At 36.0% G+C, this 20,689-nt stretch carries 17 protein-coding genes; 12 read left to right on the top strand and 5 right to left on the bottom strand.

Annotated features, from left to right (window positions below; all coding sequences use genetic code 11):
- Positions 1-11: 11 nt before the first annotated feature.
- Genes ACN0QX_RS01700 through msrB form a run of 4 tightly spaced genes read right to left on the bottom strand, consistent with a single transcriptional unit; the run spans position 12 to position 2,547 of the window.
- Positions 12-260, bottom strand: coding sequence for a peptide methionine sulfoxide reductase (locus ACN0QX_RS01700; protein ID WP_417195186.1), 249 nt, complete (start codon positions 258-260; stop codon positions 12-14).
- 19 nt (positions 261-279) lie between these two features.
- Positions 280-1,854, bottom strand: a complete 1,575-nt coding sequence (locus tag ACN0QX_RS01695; protein ID WP_417195184.1) for a protein adenylyltransferase SelO — start codon at positions 1,852-1,854, stop codon at positions 280-282.
- A complete protein-coding gene (locus ACN0QX_RS01690) occupies positions 1,839-2,078 on the bottom strand; it encodes a glutaredoxin family protein (protein ID WP_248396015.1) in 240 nt (79 codons plus the stop codon). Before ACN0QX_RS01690 ends, ACN0QX_RS01695 begins: the two co-directional genes overlap by 16 nt.
- 19 nt (positions 2,079-2,097) lie before the next feature.
- Complete coding sequence (gene msrB / locus ACN0QX_RS01685; protein ID WP_248396018.1) at positions 2,098-2,547, bottom strand: peptide-methionine (R)-S-oxide reductase MsrB; 450 nt, start codon at positions 2,545-2,547, stop codon at positions 2,098-2,100.
- 206 nt (positions 2,548-2,753) lie between these two features.
- Between msrB and ACN0QX_RS01680 the strand changes: the two genes are divergently transcribed.
- Positions 2,754-3,953: a Pycsar system effector family protein gene (locus ACN0QX_RS01680; protein WP_417195182.1), complete on the top strand. Its 1,200-nt coding sequence runs from the start codon at positions 2,754-2,756 to the stop codon at positions 3,951-3,953.
- Here ACN0QX_RS01680 and ACN0QX_RS01675 read toward each other — a convergent pair.
- A complete protein-coding gene (locus ACN0QX_RS01675; protein ID WP_417195181.1) occupies positions 3,940-6,321 on the bottom strand; it encodes a GAF domain-containing protein in 2,382 nt (793 codons plus the stop codon). The two genes, ACN0QX_RS01680 and ACN0QX_RS01675, sit on opposite strands and share 14 nt — an antisense overlap.
- A 197-nt stretch (positions 6,322-6,518) precedes the next feature.
- Here ACN0QX_RS01675 and ACN0QX_RS01670 point away from each other — a divergent pair, with 197 nt between their 5' ends.
- The 11 genes from ACN0QX_RS01670 (at position 6,519) to ACN0QX_RS01620 (ending at position 20,683) form a co-directional block, all read left to right on the top strand.
- Complete coding sequence (locus ACN0QX_RS01670; RefSeq protein ID WP_417195179.1) at positions 6,519-8,111, top strand: T9SS type A sorting domain-containing protein; 1,593 nt, start codon at positions 6,519-6,521, stop codon at positions 8,109-8,111.
- Between the two features lie 559 nt (positions 8,112-8,670).
- Positions 8,671-9,573 (top strand): branched-chain amino acid transaminase, encoded by a 903-nt coding sequence (locus ACN0QX_RS01665; protein ID WP_417195178.1) that lies wholly within the window; start codon positions 8,671-8,673, stop codon positions 9,571-9,573.
- Positions 9,570-11,246, top strand: coding sequence for a dihydroxy-acid dehydratase (ilvD, locus tag ACN0QX_RS01660; protein ID WP_417195236.1), 1,677 nt, complete (start codon positions 9,570-9,572; stop codon positions 11,244-11,246). The genes ACN0QX_RS01665 and ilvD overlap by 4 nt, the downstream gene beginning before the upstream one ends.
- 26 nt (positions 11,247-11,272) lie before the next feature.
- A complete protein-coding gene (ilvB, locus tag ACN0QX_RS01655; RefSeq protein WP_417195176.1) occupies positions 11,273-12,967 on the top strand; it encodes a biosynthetic-type acetolactate synthase large subunit in 1,695 nt (564 codons plus the stop codon).
- A 6-nt stretch (positions 12,968-12,973) separates the two neighbouring features.
- Positions 12,974-13,507: an acetolactate synthase small subunit gene (ilvN, locus tag ACN0QX_RS01650; RefSeq protein WP_417195174.1), complete on the top strand. Its 534-nt coding sequence runs from the start codon at positions 12,974-12,976 to the stop codon at positions 13,505-13,507.
- A 19-nt stretch (positions 13,508-13,526) separates the two neighbouring features.
- Entirely contained in the window at positions 13,527-14,570 is a 1,044-nt protein-coding gene (ilvC, locus tag ACN0QX_RS01645; RefSeq protein ID WP_417195172.1) for a ketol-acid reductoisomerase, read from the top strand.
- Positions 14,570-15,814, top strand: a complete 1,245-nt coding sequence (gene ilvA, locus ACN0QX_RS01640) for a threonine ammonia-lyase IlvA (RefSeq protein WP_248396037.1) — start codon at positions 14,570-14,572, stop codon at positions 15,812-15,814. Before ilvC ends, ilvA begins: the two co-directional genes overlap by 1 nt.
- 156 nt (positions 15,815-15,970) lie before the next feature.
- Positions 15,971-17,506: a catalase gene (locus ACN0QX_RS01635; RefSeq protein ID WP_417195170.1), complete on the top strand. Its 1,536-nt coding sequence runs from the start codon at positions 15,971-15,973 to the stop codon at positions 17,504-17,506.
- A 48-nt stretch (positions 17,507-17,554) separates the two neighbouring features.
- Positions 17,555-18,001, top strand: a complete 447-nt coding sequence (locus tag ACN0QX_RS01630; protein WP_417195169.1) for a DIP1984 family protein — start codon at positions 17,555-17,557, stop codon at positions 17,999-18,001.
- A gap of 326 nt (positions 18,002-18,327) precedes the next feature.
- Positions 18,328-19,728, top strand: a complete 1,401-nt coding sequence (locus ACN0QX_RS01625; RefSeq protein ID WP_417195167.1) for a TolC family protein — start codon at positions 18,328-18,330, stop codon at positions 19,726-19,728.
- Positions 19,718-20,683: an HlyD family secretion protein gene (locus ACN0QX_RS01620; RefSeq protein WP_417195165.1), complete on the top strand. Its 966-nt coding sequence runs from the start codon at positions 19,718-19,720 to the stop codon at positions 20,681-20,683. Before ACN0QX_RS01625 ends, ACN0QX_RS01620 begins: the two co-directional genes overlap by 11 nt.
- The last annotated feature ends 6 nt before the right edge of the window (positions 20,684-20,689 follow it).

The raw sequence follows: 20,689 nt of genomic DNA, 5'->3' as shown, positions 1-20,689 counted from the left end.
GTATTGTATTATTAAATTAATCTATAATTATTTAAAAAATTAACCACCTTAATTTCTGCCATTTCACAAGGCTTTAGGTGCTCTTTTGTATTCGTAATATAATAATTTAAGCTGACAAAATCGTTACCATTTAAGGCTTCAGCATAAATTTTATAACTCTTCCCATTGTTAAAATCGGAACGTGTTACTCCGTATTTAACATTATTGAAAAACACTTCAGAATAACCAATTGGTAAATTTTGTATGCGCTTTAAAAGCATAAATATCCTTTCTTTTAGATTAAGAGCTACAGGACAACATGGAACATCCCGCTTTATGTCTAGCCCAATCTGGTCGTTTTGCAAACCATTTATCATTTTGTGGCTGTTCAGCATACGGTTGCTTGAGTAACTCAAACATCTCATTAATTAAACTATATTCACCTTTATCTGCTGCATCAATGGCCAATTGCGACATGTAGTTTCGCAACACATATTTTGGATTTACCATATTCATCTGTTCCTTTCGTTCCGATTCAGATTTCAATTCTTTATGCAGTCTTGCAGCATAATGTGTGAACCATAAATTCCATTTTTGTCTGATGGCATCTGAAATATCTGTCGGATTATAAAATGAGTTGGCTACTACTTTTAAGCCGTCTAATGGGTTTTCTTTTTTAAAATCACCTAAACTTCGAAAGAAAATAGTCATATCGGTTTCGGATAGTTGTAAATTATCTTCCAGTTCTTGAATGAGTTGGGCATCCAAATCAACTTCTATTACTAAACCTAATTTGTTCCGCATCATTTGTAGCGATTGCGTTTCAAAATCAATTTTGTATTGATTAAGTATCGCTTCTAAAGCTTCAGCATCTTCAATTAATGGAAAAAGAGCATTAGCTAATTGGTATAAATTCCACAGCCCAATATTTGGCTGATTGCCATATCTATAGCGTTTATGTTGACTATCTGTTGTGTTTGGCGTCCATCCAAAATTGAAATCCTCCAACCAACCGAAAGGTCCATAATCTATTGTTAAACCCAAAATGGACATGTTATCCGTATTCATAACACCATGTACAAAACCGACACGTTGCCAATGAATAATCATTTGTAAGGTTCGTTGTGAAACTTCAGAAAAAAACTGAATATAGGTGTCTTTTGATGGTTTCCCTAAATGTGAAAAATGATGATTGATGGTATAATCTACCAAGGTTTTCAATGTTTCTACATCTTGTCTTGCTGCTAAAATTTCATAACTGCCAAAACGTAAAAAGCTTGGAGAAACTCTTGAAACAATCGCACCTTTTTCATAAGCTGCATTGCCATCATACATCATATCCCGCAACACGGCATCTCCCGACAAGGCTAAAGTAAGCGCTCTGGTAGTTGGCACACCTAAATGATGCATGGCTTCGCTACACAAATATTCCCGAATAGATGAACGCAATACAGCCAAGCCATCAGCCGTTCTGGAATACGGTGTTTCTCCAGCACCTTTTAATTGTACTACCCAACTTTTGTTATTATGTTGGACTTCAAATAAATTAATAGCGCGACCATCACCCAACTGTCCTGCCCAATTTCCAAACTGATGGCCACCATAACACATAGCATACGGCTTGGTGTTTTCTAATACGGTATTACCTGTAAAAACCTTTAAAAATGAATCTGATTGACTATCGGCTTCCGGTAAACCTAAATTATCTAACATCTCTGGAGATACATGAAGCATTTTCGGATTTGCGGTTTGTTTCGGTTTTACATACGAAAAACATGCTTTAGTAACCTGCCTTCTCGTGTTTTCTATAATAGGATCTGCGGGTAGTTCTTTATTGAAGCTATCGTTAATATTGAGTTTTATTTGTTTAGCCATTTTAATAAGTCCTTGTCTTTTGGGTTTCGCAATCGTTTTTCATCAATTAAAATTGTGGGGAAATGCAAATTTCCATTTGGGTATAAGTTACGTAATTCTTGTGCAAAGTTGTCATTCATTAGCACATCATGAAACGTAAATTTAAGATTTCGGGACTCAAAAAAATTCTGATAATAAATTGTTTTATGGCAGTTTTCACTACCAAATAAAGTGATGGTTTTCACTGTTTTTCCTTTCTCTATTTTATGTATTTGTTTCTAAAACCAACGATTCTGAATTTACACAATAACGCAAGCCGCTTGGTTCTGGTCCATCAGGAAATACGTGACCTAAATGCGCATCGCAGGTATTGCACATGACCTCGACACGCACCATGCCGAAGGTAGAATCCTTTTCATATTTAATAGCATTTTCCTCTATAGGCTGGGTAAAACTTGGCCACCCAGAACTAGAATCAAATTTAATTGTTGAATCAAACAAAGGTGTGTTACAGCAAACACAATTGTATTTTCCAGCCTCATACACACTACAAAGCGCTCCGGTTCCAGCCATTTCTGTTCCTTTTTTACGGGTAATTCTGAATTGCTCGTCGGTTAAAATTTCACGCCATTCGGCTTCTGTTTTTTCAACACGACGGTCTGGTGTTGGATTTCCATTCACACTAAAACTGATAACCTCTTTCCACGTTAACATAAGCTTGTACTTTCTTTAATTGATAAAATAGTTCATTTTTGTTTAATCCGTGTAAAATAAAAACTCCGACAAAACAACGAAGTAAAACATATAAACAAGAAATTTATTTGTCGCAGTATTATCTTATTCCTTACAAAATACAATTAGCCTTAAATTATAGTAATTTTTTAGTAATTTGTACGTCTAAAGTATCTTGAATTAAACTTATGACAAATATTGTAGAAAAAGCTGAAGCCTATGTTTTTGATTTATTTAAAGATGAATTAGATTCTTCTTTCTTATATCATAATTTAAAACACACAAAGCGGGTTTTGAAAAGTCTTCGAGAAATTATAGCACATACTGATATTTCTGAAAAAGATGCCGAAATGCTCCAATTATCTGCCATTTTTCATGATACAGGCTATACCAAAACCATTGATGATCATGAACAAGAAAGCGTTAAAATTGCCCAAGCATTTTTAACTGAAAATCATGTAGATCCAGAAACAATCGGTGCCATAAGCAACTGCATTTTAGCAACACAATTTGAGTGTGTACCAAAAACTCTTCACGAAAAAATTATGCGTGATGCCGATTCCTCTCATTTTGGGAAAGATTATTTTAATGAAACAAGTGAATTTCTTCGTAAAGAATTAGAAATTCAAGGTATAGTCAATTTTTCGGCTAGCGAATGGCTAGATGAAAACATTAAAATGCTTTCTGAAAAACATGAATTCCTAACGGATTACGCCATTAAAAACTGGCAAGAACAGAAAGACAAAAACCTTTCGGACCTGATTAGTGCAAAAAATAAGTTTAATAAGAAATTAAAAAAAGAAAAACTAAAAGCGAAATACAAAGCGCAATATAAAAACGAAAGTCCCGAGCGTGGTATCCAAACATTTTATCGTGTTGCTTTACGGAACCACATAAAATTAAGCGATATTGCAGATACAAAAGCCAATATTTTACTATCGGTAAATGCCATTATTTTATCCTTAATTATTTCTAACTTATTTTCAAAATTAGACAATCCATCCAATGCTTATTTAATAATTCCCACTATGGTATTCGTGGTGTTTAGCGTCACCTCTATTATCCTATCAGTTATTGCTACTAGGCCAAATGTTACACGTGGCGAATTCACCAAAGAGGATGTTGCCGAGAAACGGGTTAATTTAACCTTTTTTGGAAACTTTCATAAAATGAAATTAGAAGAATTTGAATGGGCTATAGATGAGTTATTAAAGGACAAGAATTACGTATACAGCTCTTTAACTAAAGATCTTTACTACCTTGGGAAGGTTCTAGATAGAAAGTATCGTATTTTAAGAATTACTTATTCTATCTTTATGATTGGTATTATAATTTCTGTTTTAGCATTTGCTATTTCATTTAAAATGCAAAATTTTAATTTTCTATAACATCCATTAAGTCATTGTAAGTATAGTAGTTTGTACTATCCGTTTTATTGTTACGATATAAAATGCTAACGCGAATAGCCTTCAAACCTGTTACACCTTGTAAGTCCTGTAATTCTAAAACCTCCAAATCTGTATCGAGCATATTTTTAGATTGAAAAAACCGAACATACTGTAAGTATTCCTCCTCATCGTCCTGCTGCGAATACACAATACTTAACTTCCCTTTTTCGGTAACCCGTTCTTCGGTACCTTTTATAAAAGCTTTATCCACACGTTTTTTAACAACTTCGTAACGTGCATTATAAGTGCCATCTACATCAAACTGTTTTTCGTCCATGCGGAAACGGATAGACAACGGTTGATTAAAAACCAAAATCATTGAAGCCATATCCAATTTTAAAGGATATAAGTCTTGATTGCTATAAAACGCGTTTTCCATATCACACATAACTTGAATTTGCCAAAGTCTTAAATTATAGAGATAAATAAGACTAAAACTATCTTCTCGTGTAATGGATTCACCGATATACATATTGTGTTCTACTCCATCTGTTTTATAGCGTTCAAAAAAATGAGGGTATATTTTTTGCGCCTCCACTTGTCTGTCATCTATAATTGTGGACATGTTTTTATTAATTAAACTAATGGTTTCATCATAGTTCTTTCTGTGCGTGTACAACACTTTTAGGTCCTTATCAATTTGCTCAAAATAATTATCAACTTCTGGCACTAAATTGGCGTTTGTTTTCCTTATAAGATTTAGCATTGATGAAACTTCATTTTTTAAAAACAATGAAATAACATGTTCACTATCCACTTTAAAAGCTTTTTTAACTTGCGTTAGAAAGGCGTTGATTTGAAAAGCCACCTGATCATAAACTGGCATATTTAAATCTGTATTCGCTTTATCTATAATGGCTTTTGCTAATTCTAACTGATCAGTCAAGTCTTTTTGTGTTGCCAAATTTCTGGCTTCAGATGACCCTTTAACATCAATTTGCCCAAATAATGGATAAACGTTTTCAAACGCAATTTCTCTAAAGGGAATGTTTTTATTTTGAAGTATATTTTCTTTAATAAATGCTTGCGCTGCTTGTTTAAAACGCCAATGAACGCTTTTATGAATAGATGTACATTCCTGTTGAATAACGGCTTCTATTAAATTTTCCTGATCAGTTTTACTACGCTCCACCGTTGCAACAATGTATGGCATAACATCTTCCAACTTATTTGCATTAATGCTGTTTAAAGCCTTTGGCTGATTAGAAACTAATTCTAAAATCCCCATCAAGCCGTCTTTATTTGCAATAGGCGCAAAAATGGCACTTTTAAATCCTTGTTCATATAACATTTTTATATGAGGAACTTTTCCTTGCGTTAAATGAAAGGTCTTTTCAACATTAGATACAGCAACATGCTTGTTCTCTTCCAGTAATTTTTTATAAGACGATTTGCACAACATATCTGCACAATTACCCATAGGATTATCATTTAATAGAAAACTGTGCATACCTTCACCGTATACACGCTCAAAGATGCCTTCATCTTTATTGTAAACCGAAAATCCGACCTTGATATCTGTAATTTTTAAAAACGATTGAAATATAGATTGAAGATCTTTAATAAAATTTTTATCCTGTCGTTTGTTTTCTGCTATTAGATTTGATTTGATTTCGGAAATGGCAAAATCATCAGTAACATCAAATATATTAGAGATTACAAATCCTTTTAGCGTATATCCATTTTCAGGAAATAGTTTTTTCCAAAGTGTAATATCATCAAAATTATCCAGAAGTGAATCAATATCCTCTTGTGTAATGTTTGGTGCGTTACTCGATTTTATGACTTCCGTAAAATCAGCATTATAAAGGATTTTATAAAAACGAATAATGCCATTTTTATCCGGTATTTCATAATGAAATGGCCTCCTAAAATTAAAATCGTAACCGTAATAAGTATTCAAAATAATAGTACATGCCATGATGTATTTATCATCATCCGGCATGTTTTTAATTTCAAGTTTAAAATCCTTACCTGCAGCAGCTATAATACTTTTAAAGCGCTCTGAAAGATTAAAAATAGCATCGTTAAACGGTGCCGTCGCTGCTTTAATTTCGTTTTTTGTGAGTAAGGGATTAAAAGTGTCTTGAAGAATTTCAGCAATTTGTGTTTCTCGTTTTTTAATTAGAGACATATCCGAAAAACCAGCTTTCAATTCCGGGTACATTTCCGCAATTTTAAGAACAGATTTGGCTTTTTCCGCCATCCATACATTTTCACTCTGAGCCAGTAGTTCATATTGATCAAAGAGCTTATGAAAACTGATAAGCAATTTTATAGGTGAACTAGTGTTGTTATTGAGTGCCATGCCAAAATATTTATTCAAAAATACAAATATTCTTCTTGGTCGAAAAATAGATATAACACTAACAGGAGTTTTGTAAAAATTAAAATAAACGATGAAATTAGCATGTTTAACGATTTATCCATCAATTAATCATGGTTTACACTCAAAATCAATACCTTGAAATACTTTTTCGCAATAATTAAATCGAATTTAAAACAATGCTAATCACAAGATTATACAGCCCTTTTTTGTTCACCATATTTTGCCTAAGCTTTTTACAGTTTAATTATGGGTTTTCACAAACTTGGACTGAAAAAAACGAAAGTGAAAATTATGTAGCGCGGCATGAATTTGGTTTTGTTCAAGCTGGCGATAAATTTGTCATGTTTGGTGGACGAGAATCATCACAAAGACTGGATGTTTATGATTATACCACGAATACATGGGAACAAGGTGGCATAGCTCCAGAATCATTTAACCACTTTCAAGCCATCAGTTTCGAAGGGCTTATTTGGGTAATTGGAGCCTTTAAAACAAATGTTCCAAATCCTGAAGAAAGTGCTGATTATATTTACATGTATAATCCTGCCACAGAACAATGGATTCAAGGTATGGAAATCCCTGAATCACGCAAGCGCGGAGCGGCAGGATTGGCCGTTTACAACAATAAATTTTATGTTGTAGGTGGTAATAATAATGGACATAGCGGGGGTTATGTTTCGTATTTTGATGAATTTAATCCTACCACAGGCGTTTGGACTCCATTAACTAATGCACCACATGAGCGCGATCATTTTCAAGCTGCAGTTTTTGCCAATAAACTCTATGCCATTGGGGGCCGATTAACTGGTGGTCCAGGTGGATTATTTGAACCACAAGTGCCCGAAGTAGATGTGTATGATTTTAGCACCGCGGAATGGACAACATTAAATAGCAGTCACAATTTACCTAATCCCCGAGCAGGTTTGGGTGTTATAATTTACAATAATGAAATATATACCCTTGGTGGCGAAACTACATTTAACAGACCCAATAATGGTCAGGTTTCCATAGTTGAATCCTTTAATCCAACAACAAATACATGGACAACACGAAGTAGTTTAAACTACCCTAGACATGGGTTTCAACCTATTGTTTCCGGTAATACTTTATATGTTGCAGGCGGTTCATCAGGAGGTGTAATTATCCGAAATATGGAATATTTGGGCCCTGATGACGCTTCAGGGACGGCAAATGTTAATAGCACATTTGCAACAGATGAAACAACCAAAACATTTGAATATGGTCTAGACTATGGCTCGGTAACTATTGATATGGAATTAAGTAATACAGGCGGAACAACAGGCACCTATATTGATACTATTTCCATTACAGGAACAGATTATATTTTGGCTAGCACGTATACCAATCAGCTACTTGGTGCTAACGCTAGTATTAATATTCAGGCAGTTCTAACCAATACCACGCAAAACATAAGAAATGGTACGGTAACGGTAACCTATAATAACAATAGCACGTTAACTATTGAACTTGAAGGCACTTTAAACCCAACTTTATCCATGGACACATTAAACGAAACAAATGAAAATCTAGTAGTCCACCCGTCACCTACAAAAAATACGTTTTCAATTAATCATTCAGTTACAGAATTGAAGTTATATGATGTTTCCGGGAAACTTATCAAAGAATTTTCTGGAGTATTTGAAGCCAAACAAAACTTCAGTGTTTCGGAATTGTCAGCTGGAATGTATATTGTAAAAGCACGTAATAGTTATCAGGCAAAATTCACGGGTAGATTGATTAAAAATTAACCTCTTTTATGAATGATATTTTCCGCTATTAAATAATTACAGTTTCAACTTAAAAAGAATCAATTTTTATTTTTTGTAATTATTTTAGTCTTGTTTTAATTTATTTAAATACATTTGTCTCGAAATTAAAAACAACAATGAGAAATTTTTCTATTATTCCTTCAATTCGTATTGCAAATGTGATTATCACATCTGCAGAGGGAACGCTATAGAATATATATAACATATTTAGAAAGCCTCCCGATAAATCAGGAGGCTTTTTTTTGGTGTAAAATGACAACACAAACAAACATTATTATTATCAGCATTATTATTCGCTTCACAGGGTGAGTCAGGCTGGTAGTATCCAATTTTAAGCCTTTCTCATACACTTGAGAAAGGCTTTTTTATTTTTATTAAATCAACATATGAAAACAGTTACTAACATTATTATTATCAGCATTATTATTATTTACTCTATCGAGTGAGTCAGGCTGGTATTGCACCATTTCAAGCCTTTCTCATTTATTTGGGAAAGGCTTTTTTTATTCAATTAAAGTCAAACTTAAAACAAACCAATATGTATTACAACAACGACACGCTAATCTACTTAAACGGGAAATTTGTTAAAGCCAATGAAGCTTCCACAGATTTGTACAGTCAAACACTTCACTACGGATACGGTGTTTTTGAAGGGATTCGCGCTTATGCAACCGAAGATGGAACACGTGTTTTTAAATCTCAAGAACATTACGAACGCTTGAAAAAATCGGCAGAGCTTATTCAAATTCCATTTCATTATGATGTTCAAGAATTAGTAGACGCAACTTACATGCTGTTAAAGAAAAATAATTTATCTGATGCTTATGTTCGTCCTTTGGTTTTCTGCGATCCCAACATGTCATTGACAGGCCCAAACAATGTTTCCATCATGATTTGCGCTTGGGAATGGGGCGCTTATTTAGGCGACAAACAATTGCGTTTAACGGTTTCCTCTTTTTGCCGACCTCATCCCCGTTCAATCAAAATTGAAGCAAAAGTGTGCGGACATTATGTGAATTCGATTCTTGCTACAAATGAAGCCAAAGATAAAGGCTATGACGAAGCCTTGCTTTTGGATAGCGATGGTTTCTTGGCAGAAGGTCCGGGCGCTAATTTATTCTTCGAAAAAGATGGCGCTTTATTCACGCCGCAATTGGGAAATATTCTTCCCGGAATTACGCGCGCAACAGTGTTAGAATTAGCCGAAGAACACGGAATCCAAATTAAACAAGGACTTTTTGAACCTAAAGAATTATTTGCAGCAGACAGCGCTTTTTATTGTGGAACAGCTGCTGAAGTCATTGGAATTGCATCGGTTGATGAAACTGTATTTCCAAAAGCATGGAAAGATTCATTGGGGAAGAAATTACAAGATGCTTATTCGAAAAAGGTGAGAGAAAGTTCAACAACAGCAACAACATTCAGCACAACGTTATCATGAAAACTTTAAATACATACAGTAAAACCATCACGCAAAACGAATCTCAACCTGCCGCACAAGCTATGCTTTACGGAATTGGGTTAACCGAAGAAGACATGCAGAAGGCGCAAGTCGGGATTGTGAGCACGGGTTACGAAGGAAATACCTGCAATATGCATTTAAACGACTTGGCGAAAGAAGTTAAAACAGGTGTTCAAAACGAAGACCTTGTGGGATTAATTTTCAACACGATTGGCGTAAGTGATGGGATTTCCAACGGAACAGATGGCATGCGATTTTCATTGGTTTCCCGTGATGTCATTGCTGATTCAATCGAAACGGTGGTGAGCGCACAATGGTACGACGCCGTTTTAGCCGTGGTGGGTTGCGATAAAAATATGCCTGGCTCTATCATAGCGATGGGCAGATTAAATCGTCCGGCCATCATGATTTACGGTGGAAGCATTCATTCAGGAAAATGGAAAGGAAAACCTTTGAACATCGTTTCGGCTTTTGAAGCCTTGGGCAAGAAATTTAACAACACCATAAGTCCAGAGGATTTCAAAGGCGTCATCAAAAATGCCTGTCCAGGTGCTGGTGCTTGTGGCGGAATGTACACTGCAAATACGATGGCTTCTGCCATTGAAGCTCTGGGAATGAGTTTGCCTTACAGTTCTTCGAATCCTGCTTTGAGCGCTGAGAAAAATCAAGAGTGTTTAGCTGCCGGAAAAGCTATTCGTGTTTTGCTCGAAAATGACATCAAACCCAAAGATATCATGACCAAAAAGGCATTTGAAAACGCAATTACCATGGTCACTGTTTTGGGTGGTTCTACCAATGCTGTCTTGCATTTAATCGCGATGGCACATTCCGTAGATCTCGAATTAATGTTAGAAGATTTCCAAAAAATCAGCGATAAAGTTCCTGTTTTGGCAGATTTAAAACCAAGTGGAAAATACTTAATGGAAGATTTACATGCTGTTGGTGGAGTTCCTGCAGTGATGAAATATTTACTCGCCAACAACTTGCTTCATGGAGATTGTTTAACCGTGACAGGAAAAACTGTCGCAGAAAACATGGCCGAAATTCCAGATTTAACCGCAGGACAACATGTGTTTCTTCAATTGGAATCTCCTTTAAAATCGACTGGACATTTACAAATCCTTTTTGGGAATTTGGCACCCAAAGGGAGTGTTGCTAAAATCAGCGGAAACGAAGGAGAATATTTTGAAGGTTCAGCAAAAGTTTACAACGATGAATACGCAGCAATTGACGGCATAAAAAGCGGTGAAGTAAAATCGGGAGATGTGGTGGTGATTCGCTACTGTGGTCCAAAAGGAGGACCTGGTATGCCGGAAATGTTAAAACCAACTTCGGCAATTATGGGTGCTGGACTGGGGAAAAACGTGGCGTTAATTACCGACGGCAGATTCTCTGGTGGAACACACGGATTTGTGGTGGGACATATCACACCCGAAGCTCATGACGGTGGGACACTTGCATTAGTTGAAAATGGCGACAAAATCATCATTGACACAAAAAATAATACCATTCAGTTAAACGTAAACCATCAAGAACTAGCCAAACGAAAGTCGGAATGGAACCCACCAAAACTCAAAGCCACAAAAGGTGTCTTATATAAATATGCAAAATGTGTGTCGTGCGCCTCAACAGGTTGCGTAACTGACAAATAATTCTTAAAAAAAAAAAAAAAACAGAAATGAACTCAATAAAAATGACAGGAGCTAAAGCTGTAGTCGAGTCTTTAGTAACCGAACAAGTTGATACAATATTCGGGTATCCCGGAGGAGCCATTATGCCCATATATGATGCCTTGTATGACTATGAAGAATCCGTAAATCATATTTTAGTCCGTCACGAGCAAGGCGCCATTCATGCCGCGCAAGGTTATGCTAGAACATCAGGGAAAACAGGTGTGGTATTCGCAACTTCTGGACCAGGCGCAACCAATTTAATTACTGGCTTAGCAGATGCTATGATTGATTCCACGCCCTTGGTATGTATCACAGGCCAAGTATCATCCCATCTTTTGGGCACCGATGCTTTTCAGGAAACGGATGTGGTGGGAATCTCCATGCCCATAACCAAGTGGAACTGTCAAGTTACCAGAGCAGACGATATTTCTGCCGCTGTTGCAAAAGCATTTTACATTGCACAATCTGGACGTCCAGGCCCTGTACTGATTGATATTACCAAGGATGCGCAATTTGGCCAAACCAATTTCAAATATGAGACATGTACGAATATCCGAAGTTATTATCCTAGGCCAAAGTTGCGCAAATCGGTTGCAGAAGCCGCAGCGAAATTAATTAATGCCGCAAAAAAACCGTACTTACTAATTGGACAGGGAATTATGCTATCTCATGCAGAGCAGGCATTAGTGGAGTTTGTTGAAAAGTTAGGAATTCCAGTAGCATCAACCCTTTTAGGATTAGGCGCATTTCCCAATAATCACCCACTTTATGCCGGATATTTAGGCATGCACGGTGATTATGCCGCAAACATAAAAACAAATGAGTGCGATGTCCTAATCGCCATCGGTATGCGCTTCGACGATAGAGTTACTGGCGATGTTTCTAGGTATGCCAGACAGGCAAAAATTATTCATGTAGACATTGATGCTTCGGAATTAAATAAAATTATAAAAGCAGATGTTCCAATTCATGCGGATGCCAAAGAAGCCTTAAAAGTATTAACAGCATTGGTTCATAAAAAAGTCCATAGCTCTTGGTTTCAGGAATTTAAAGACGCTAAACAAGTTGAAATAGACACATTGCAAGAAAGTGCCAACGAATTACATTCCGAAGAATTGAAAATGGATGAGGTCATCAAAATGCTTTCAGAAATCACCAACGGAGAAGCAGTTGTCGTTACCGATGTGGGTCAACACCAAATGATGACAGCGCGCTATTATCAATACAATAAAACAAAAAGCAACATTACATCTGGAGGTTTGGGAACCATGGGATTTGCGCTACCGGCTGCTATTGGAGCAAAATTTGGTGCACCGGATAAACCGGTAATAGCCATTATTGGAGATGGAGGCTTTCAAATGACGCTACAAGAATTGGGGACCATTTTGCAAAGTGATGTAGATATAAAAATCATCATTTTAAATAACCGATTTCTTGGGATGGTACGTCAATGGCAACAATTATTTTTTGAGAAACGCTATTCATTTACAAATATGATCAGCCCTGATTTTATAGCCCTTTCTAAAGCGTATAGTATTGAAGCCTCCAAAATTGAAGCTAGAAAAGACTTAAAAGAAAATCTATTAAAAATGCTAAATCACAACGGATCTTACTTGTTAGAAGTCATGGTCGCTAAAGAGGAAAATGTATTTCCAATGATGACAACCGGAGCCTCTGTATCAGAAGTTCGTTTAAACTAAAAAAAAATGAAAAAAACATATACAGTATCCGTCTTTACAGAAAACAGCATCGGGATGATGAATCGGGTAACAATTATTTTCACGCGTCGCCACCTCAATATCGATAGTATTACAGCTTCCGAATCGGAAGTAAAGGGAGTGTTTCGATATACCATTGTTTTAAGAACAACAAAAGAGCAAGTAGAAAAAGTTATCGGACAGCTCGAAAAACTAATAGATGTTTTTAAAGCATTCGCACATGAAGATTCTGAAGTCGTACATCAAGAAATCGCATTGTATAAAATAAAAACAGGCACTTTAACTAATGGTGATGTGGAAAAAGTAATTCGGGAACATCATGCAAGAATACTTACGGTAGACCCAAAATTTATGGTCATAGAAAAAACAGGACATGTAAAAGAAACCCAATTGCTGTTCGAAAACTTACAACCTTATGGTGTACTTGAATTTGCACGTTCTGGACGTGTAGCAGTAACAAAACCCATGAAAGAATTTAGCACCTATTTAAAAGAGTTAGAAGAATTAAATCACAAATTATAAACAATAAATAATAAGAATTATGGCAACAATAAATTTTGGAGGCGTACAAGAAAACGTTGTAAAACGTAACGAATTTCCACTTAAAAAAGCACAAGACGTATTAAAAGGTGAAACCGTAGCCGTTATCGGTTATGGTGTTCAAGGTCCAGGGCAAGCACTCAACTTAAAAGATAATGGTATCAACGTGATTGTTGGACAACGAAAAGGAACAACGAGCTGGAAAAAGGCACGAGCTGATGGTTGGGAAGAAGGCAAAACACTTTTCGAATTAGATGAGGCCTGCAAAAAAGCAACTATCGTCATGAATTTACTTTCAGATGCCGGGCAAATACAAGCTTGGGAAGGCATGAAAAAACACTTAACCAAAGGAAAAGCACTCTATTTTTCCCATGGATTTGGCGTGACATTTCATAATAAAACAGGCATTGTTCCGCCTTCGGATATCGATGTTGTTTTGGTGGCCCCAAAAGGTTCAGGCACATCACTTAGAAGTTTATTTTTAAGTGGGCAAGGATTGAATTCCAGCTATGCCGTGTTCCAAGACGCTACCGGAAACGCCCAAGAACGCGCCTTGGCATTAGGTATTGCCATTGGTTCAGGATATTTGTTTGAAACCACTTTTCAAAAAGAAGTTTATAGCGACCTCACAGGAGAACGCGGTGTTTTAATGGGTGCTATTGCAGGCATTTTTGAAGCACAGTTTAATGTACTTCGCCAACGTGGGCATTCACCAAGTGAGGCCTTTAATGAAACTGTAGAAGAATTTACGCAAAGTTTAATGCCGCTTATTGCCGAAAATGGTATGGATTGGATGTTTGCCAATTGTTCAACAACTGCACAACGCGGCGCATTAGATTGGAAGGGTAAATTTCGCGAAGCTACTGAACCTATATTGAATAAATTGTACGACAATGTCGTTTCTGGCAAAGAAGCTGAAATAGTGATTGAAGCCAATAGCAAACCGGATTACCGTATAAAATTAAAAGAAGAATTAACTGCGATGAAAAACAGCGAACTGTGGCAAACAGGATTAGAAGTACGTAAATTAAGACCCACTAAGTAATGGAGTTATTAGATAAAGTATATCAAGCCAAAGAGCGCATAAAAGGTATTGCTATGCATACGCCACTAATGAAAAACGAAAACTTGAGCGAAGAATTTTCTGCCCAAATTTATTTAAAACGCGAGGATTTACAGCCTGTGCGCTCTTACAAATTAAGAGGTGCTTACAATAAAATAATGTCACTTTCAAACCAAGATAAAGCCAAAGTTATTGTTTGCGCTAGTGCCGGAAACCATGCGCAAGGCGTTGCTTATGCTTGTTATAAATTAAACATTCAAGCAACCATATTTATGCCTGTCACAACCCCTCTTCAAAAAACAAAACAAGTTAAACTCTTTGGTAAGAATAAGGTTGAAGTGGTTTTATTAGGTGATACATTTGACGCAGCATTTGAGGAAGCTAACCGTTTTTGTCAAGAAATTGACGCTATTTTAATTCATCCTTTTAATGATGAACAAGTAATGGCAGGCCAAGGAACAACCGCTTTAGAGATTTTGGAAGACCACCACACACCTATTGACTATTTGTTTGTACCAATAGGCGGTGGCGGTTTAGCAGCAGGAGTCAGTTCGGTTTTTAAAAAATTAAGTCCAAACACAAAAATTATTGGGGTGGAGCCAGCTGGTGCACCATCCATGTCAATTTCCATCAAAAAAGGTGTAAATACAACATTAAAAAAGATTGACAAATTTGTAGATGGCGCTTCTGTAAAACGTGTAGGAGATAAAACATTTGAAATCTGTAAAGATAATTTGGAAGATATTATCCTTGTCCCAGAAGGGAAGATATGTACAACTATTTTACGTTTGTATAATGAAGAAGCAATTGTGGCCGAGCCAGCAGGCGCATTAACTATTGCTGCTCTCGACTTTTATAAGGAAAAAATAAAAGGAAAACATGTAGTATGCGTTGTTAGTGGCGGCAATAATGACATTTCCCGAACTGAAGAAATAAAAGAGCGATCCTTACTATATGAAGGCTTGAAGCATTATTTTCTTGTCCAGTTTCCACAAAGACCAGGTGCATTAAAAGAATTTGTTAATGATATTTTAGGCCCAAATGATGACATTACCTATTTTCAATTTTCAAAAAAGACGAATCGAGAAAGTGGTCCGGCAGTGGTTGGAATTGAATTAAAAAACCAAGGAGATTTTCAAAAAATAGAAGACCAATTAAAACACAGAAAATTTAATTATCAATACTTAAATGACAATGCAGATTTGTTTACTGCCTTAATTTCATAACAACCACACAAGCTATTTTGCGGAAGTAAAATGAAAAAGTCCAACCCGAGAATGAATGCCAATTTCACTCCTGCTAATAATGGTTAAAGCTATTTGTAAAGTAGCTTAAAAATTGTAACTTGAATGACTTGACAAAACCTTATAAAAACCAAAAAAATGGCGGATAAAAAACCAAAACTCACAAGGCAGACTGGAGCACCAGTTGGAGATAATCAAAACGTGCAAACCGCAGGACCAAGAGGCCCCATGTTGATGCAAGATGCATGGTTTCTTGAAAAAATGGCAAACTTTGATCGCGAAGTCATTCCAGAAAGAAGAATGCACGCCAAAGGTTCAGGTGCGTTTGGAACTTTTACAGTCACTCATGACATTTCCAAATATACCAAAGCAAAAATTTTTAGTGAAGTTGGTAAAAAGACGGATATGTTTACCAGATTTTCTACGGTTGCAGGAGAAAGAGGTGCGGCCGATGCCGAAAGAGATATTAGAGGGTTTGCTTTAAAGTTTTATACCGAAGAAGGTATTTGGGACTTGGTAGGAAACAATACACCAGTATTTTTCTTTCGCGACCCAATGAAATTTCCAGATTTAAATCGTGCTGTAAAACGCGATCCTAAAACCAATTTAAGGAGTGCCAATAATAATTGGGATTTTTGGACATTATTACCAGAAGCTTTACATCAAGTTACTATAGTAATGAGTGATCGTGGTATTCCAACAGGTTACAGACATATGCACGGTTTTGGTAGTCACACATACAGCCTGATCAACAAAGATAATGTTAGACATTGGGTGAAGTTTCACTTTGTAACGCAACAAGGTATTGAAAATCTATCTAATGAAGAAGCTGCTAAAGTTGTTGGTATGGATAGAGAATCATCGCAAGTTGATTTGTTTGATGCTATAGAAAGAAAGGATTTCCCAAAATGGAAAATGTTTATCCAAGTAATGACAGAAGCCGAAGCCAAAACATACCGTTTTCATCCTTTCGATTTAACCAAAGTATGGTCTAAAAAAGACTTCCCATTGATTCCTGTGGGAGAATTTGAATTAAATAGAAATCCAGAAAATTATTTTCAAGATGTAGAGCAAGCCGCTTTCAACCCGACTAATATTGTTCCAGGTATTGGATTCTCTCCAGACAAAATGCTTCAAGGAAGACTATTCTCTTATGGCGATGCGCAACGTTATAGATTAGGCGTTAATCATTATCAAATTCCAGTAAATAAACCAACGTGTCCTTACCATTCTAACCATAGAGACGGAACCATGCGAGTAGATGGAAACCATGGAGGCACTTTACACTATAACCCTAACAGTTACGGTGAATGGCAAGAACAACCAGAATTTAAAGAACCACCTTTAGAGTTAAATGGTGACGCTTATGCACACAATTTTAGAGACGATGATGAAAATTATTATACACAACCTGGTAATTTATTTCGCATTATTAAAGCGGATGGAAAAGACGGTTTACTCTTTAAAAATACTGCAGCTGAAGTAGGTGGCGCCGAGAAATTTATTCAAATTCGCCATATTAGAAACTGTTTTAAGGCAGATCCGGAATACGGAGAAGGTGTAGCTAAAGCATTAGGTTTATCTATGGATGAGGTGAATAATTTTGATATGACACCTTATAATAAATGGGCTCCCAAACCAGATAACAATCCAATATCTAAATGTCCAAGATAATAGTTTGTAAAAATTTTAATTGAATTCATGTTAGAAGAAAATAAAAAAATGAAACTTGCTGAAGCGCTTTTATTAAGAGCTGATTTAATGAAGAAAATAGAGCAGCTTCAAAATAGAATTAGACCTGTTTTAATCGTTTCCGATGATAAGCTTCCCCAGGAAGATCCTATTAAATTATTGGCGCAATTACGAAAAGCCATAACCGACTTGGAAGCGATAATAATTCGGATTAATAAAACCAATAATGATACGGTTGTGGAAGGTGAAGGCATTTTAATGGAAGCGCTAGCCAAACGTGATTCTTTAAAAATGCTTTCTGAAAAGTTAAGAAATATTAGAAATGCGGCACAAATAAATAATAGCGGCGACTCTAATCTTAAAGCAACCATTGATATTAAAAAACTACAAGTTGAAATGGATCAAACAGGACGATCTTTTAGAGAAATTGACAGTAAAATTCAAGAAATTAATTGGCTTACAGAATTAAAAAATTAAAATTTAGCCTTCGGGCGGAATGATCGGAGCGAGTGCCAGCCCTTTTTTGTGGTAGGTTTTCGGGGCAAATTGAAAACTTTACCACCCAGAGCTGCTTGGGTTGTGGCAAACATGTACAAGTTAGGACCCATTACTGCTTACAAATTACAAGTGTATTGATTAAAATTTACTACCAGGTACTGACCGATCATTCTTTTATATTTGAAGCTATAGATTAACAAATCTAAGATGAAATAAATTTAATATTCATAAAAAGCAACCTGTTAAAAAGCCCTAACTTATAGTGCAAGCATATTAAATTAGTAAACTCTTACAATAAGATTTTCATGACTAAAAATTTATTCTATTCGGTTTTTGGAACACTTTTTTTAATAAGTACACCATTATATGCCCAGAGTTTTATAGAAGACATTTTAAAAGAACCTATCCGAAAAGCAATTACTGGAAGTGCAGACATACGCATTCAAGAAATGACTAGTAATAATACGGAATTAGATATGGAAATCGCCAAAGGAAAAAGACTACCGTCACTTTCATTTTTGGGTGGCTATGGCTTTTTGTACTCACAATTAAGCCTACAATTTCCCACTCAATATTTACCCATAAGCGGAACACCCTTTTTGGAAGACCCATTAGCCTCTAGTTTTCAAACGCATGTTTTAATGGGAGGTTTATCTACCCGACAAATAATTTTTGCAGGAAATCAAATTAACAGCGGCATTAAAGCATTAGAGGAAAAGCAAAAAGCCGAACGGTTTTTAGCCGAAGCTGGAAAGGAAGAAATTGCCAAAGAGGTCATCCAAACCTTTGATCAATTAATGCTATTAAATGCTGTGGATAAACTCATTGAAGATTCTGAAAAACGATTGGATACAGAGCATAAAAAAGTTCTAAAAGCCATTGATAACGGCTTGGCAATTCCTTATGATCGTGATAAAATAAAATTAGCCGTTTTAGAGCTAGAAGAAAAAAAGCTGGAAGCTATAGGCAATAGAAATGTTTTGCTTGCCAAACTGGCATATCTCACCCGAATACCGGCAAATGAACTAAAAACTATTACTTACAACTTACAGGCTTTCTTAATAGATACAGATGCGTTAGATGTCGATAATCGCGCAGAATTAAAAGCTTTGGAAGCGGGAAAAAAGGCTAAAGAATTTGCTTATAACAAAGAAAAAGGCACTTATTTCCCCACCATATTTGCTTTTGGAAACCTAACATATTTGAATGCTTTTGACACGCGCTTAAAGCTTAAAGACGTTCCACTTGCAGGTAATGTAACTTTAGACACGGAAAACATAACTCTAGAACCAGCCGCAGCAGTTGGCGTTGGAATGAAATGGGATTTATTTAAAGGCGGAGAAAATAGTAAAAGTGCACAGAAGGCTGAAATTGAAGTTGAAATCATTGACACCAAATTAAAAGATACACGAGAGAAATTTGAATTGTTGTTGTTTAAAAATAAATCTGACTTTAAAACAGCCGAACAAAAAGTTATAGTGGCAAAACAGCGTGTACAAATAGCTGAAAACAACTTACAATTGGCAACCAAGCAATACAACGCCGGTCTTGTGGATTTAACGGAGCGTTTGGCCTCCGAAAATGATTTTTATAAAGTAAACTTGAATTATTACAACCAAATTCTAAATCAGCGACACGCAACATTAGAACTCTTAATAGCGACAGGTGAGTTATTAGGCAAAATTTATAACGGTTATGAAAATTAAAAATGTTTTACTCCTACTTGTAATAGTAGTTTCATTTTCTTGTTCAGATAAGAAAATAGACCCAGCTTTTATGGGGAAAATTGAAAGGGAACAAATTTCTGTAGTTACTAAAATACCAGGAACCGTGGAATCACTATTGGTATCAAAGGGTGATTTCGTTAAAAAAGGAGACACTCTGGCTATTTTAGATATTCCTGAAGTTGATGCCAAAAAGCAGCAAGCGGAAGGTGTTTTAAAATCTGCAGAAGCGCAATACCAAATGACCATTAAGGGCGCAACTGATGGGCAACTAAAACAATTACAGAACAAAGTTAACGGATTAAAAGAGCAATTTGAATTTGCCAATAAATCCAAAGACAGACTTAATAAAATGTTGCAAGATAGTCTAATACCGCAACAACAGTTTGATGAAGTTTACGCGAAATATCAAGGTGCCAAAAATCAATATGACGCTGCAAAAACAGAATTGGAAGAAGCAAAAAATGGTGCTCGGACCGAACAGCAAAGCATGGCTTTGGGGCAACAGTTACAAGCCTCGGGAGCTATTCTAGAAGTTGGTGCCGCTGAACGCGAAAAGTATGTAATAGCCCCTCAAGATATGTCCATTGAAACCATCAATTTAAAAATTGGCGAGCTTGCTTTACCAGGGTATCCAATTATAAGTGGCTATATTAATCAATCCGTTTATTTTCGTTTTACCATTGCAGAAAGCAAATTAGGCGAAATTAAACGGGGAGAAAACGTTAAAATAGAAGTTCTTTATAAGGATTCCGAAATTATTAATGGCCAGATAACTCTCGTTAAAGCTTTAAGTTCTTATGCCAATATAGCAACAGCTTATCCCGACTTTGACATGCAACAAACCTTATTTGAGGTAGAAGTAAAACCTACAAATCCAGAAAAGGTTAAAGATTTGATTACAAAAGCTTCGGTTTCTTTAAAGTTTAATAAATAATATGTT

This window comes from Bizionia sp., from assembly GCF_048259285.1.
Lineage (GTDB): Bacteria > Bacteroidota > Bacteroidia > Flavobacteriales > Flavobacteriaceae > Algorimicrobium > Algorimicrobium hallyeonense.
Note: the sequence above shows the minus strand (reverse complement) of the source record. Positions and strands in the feature narration are given on the sequence as shown.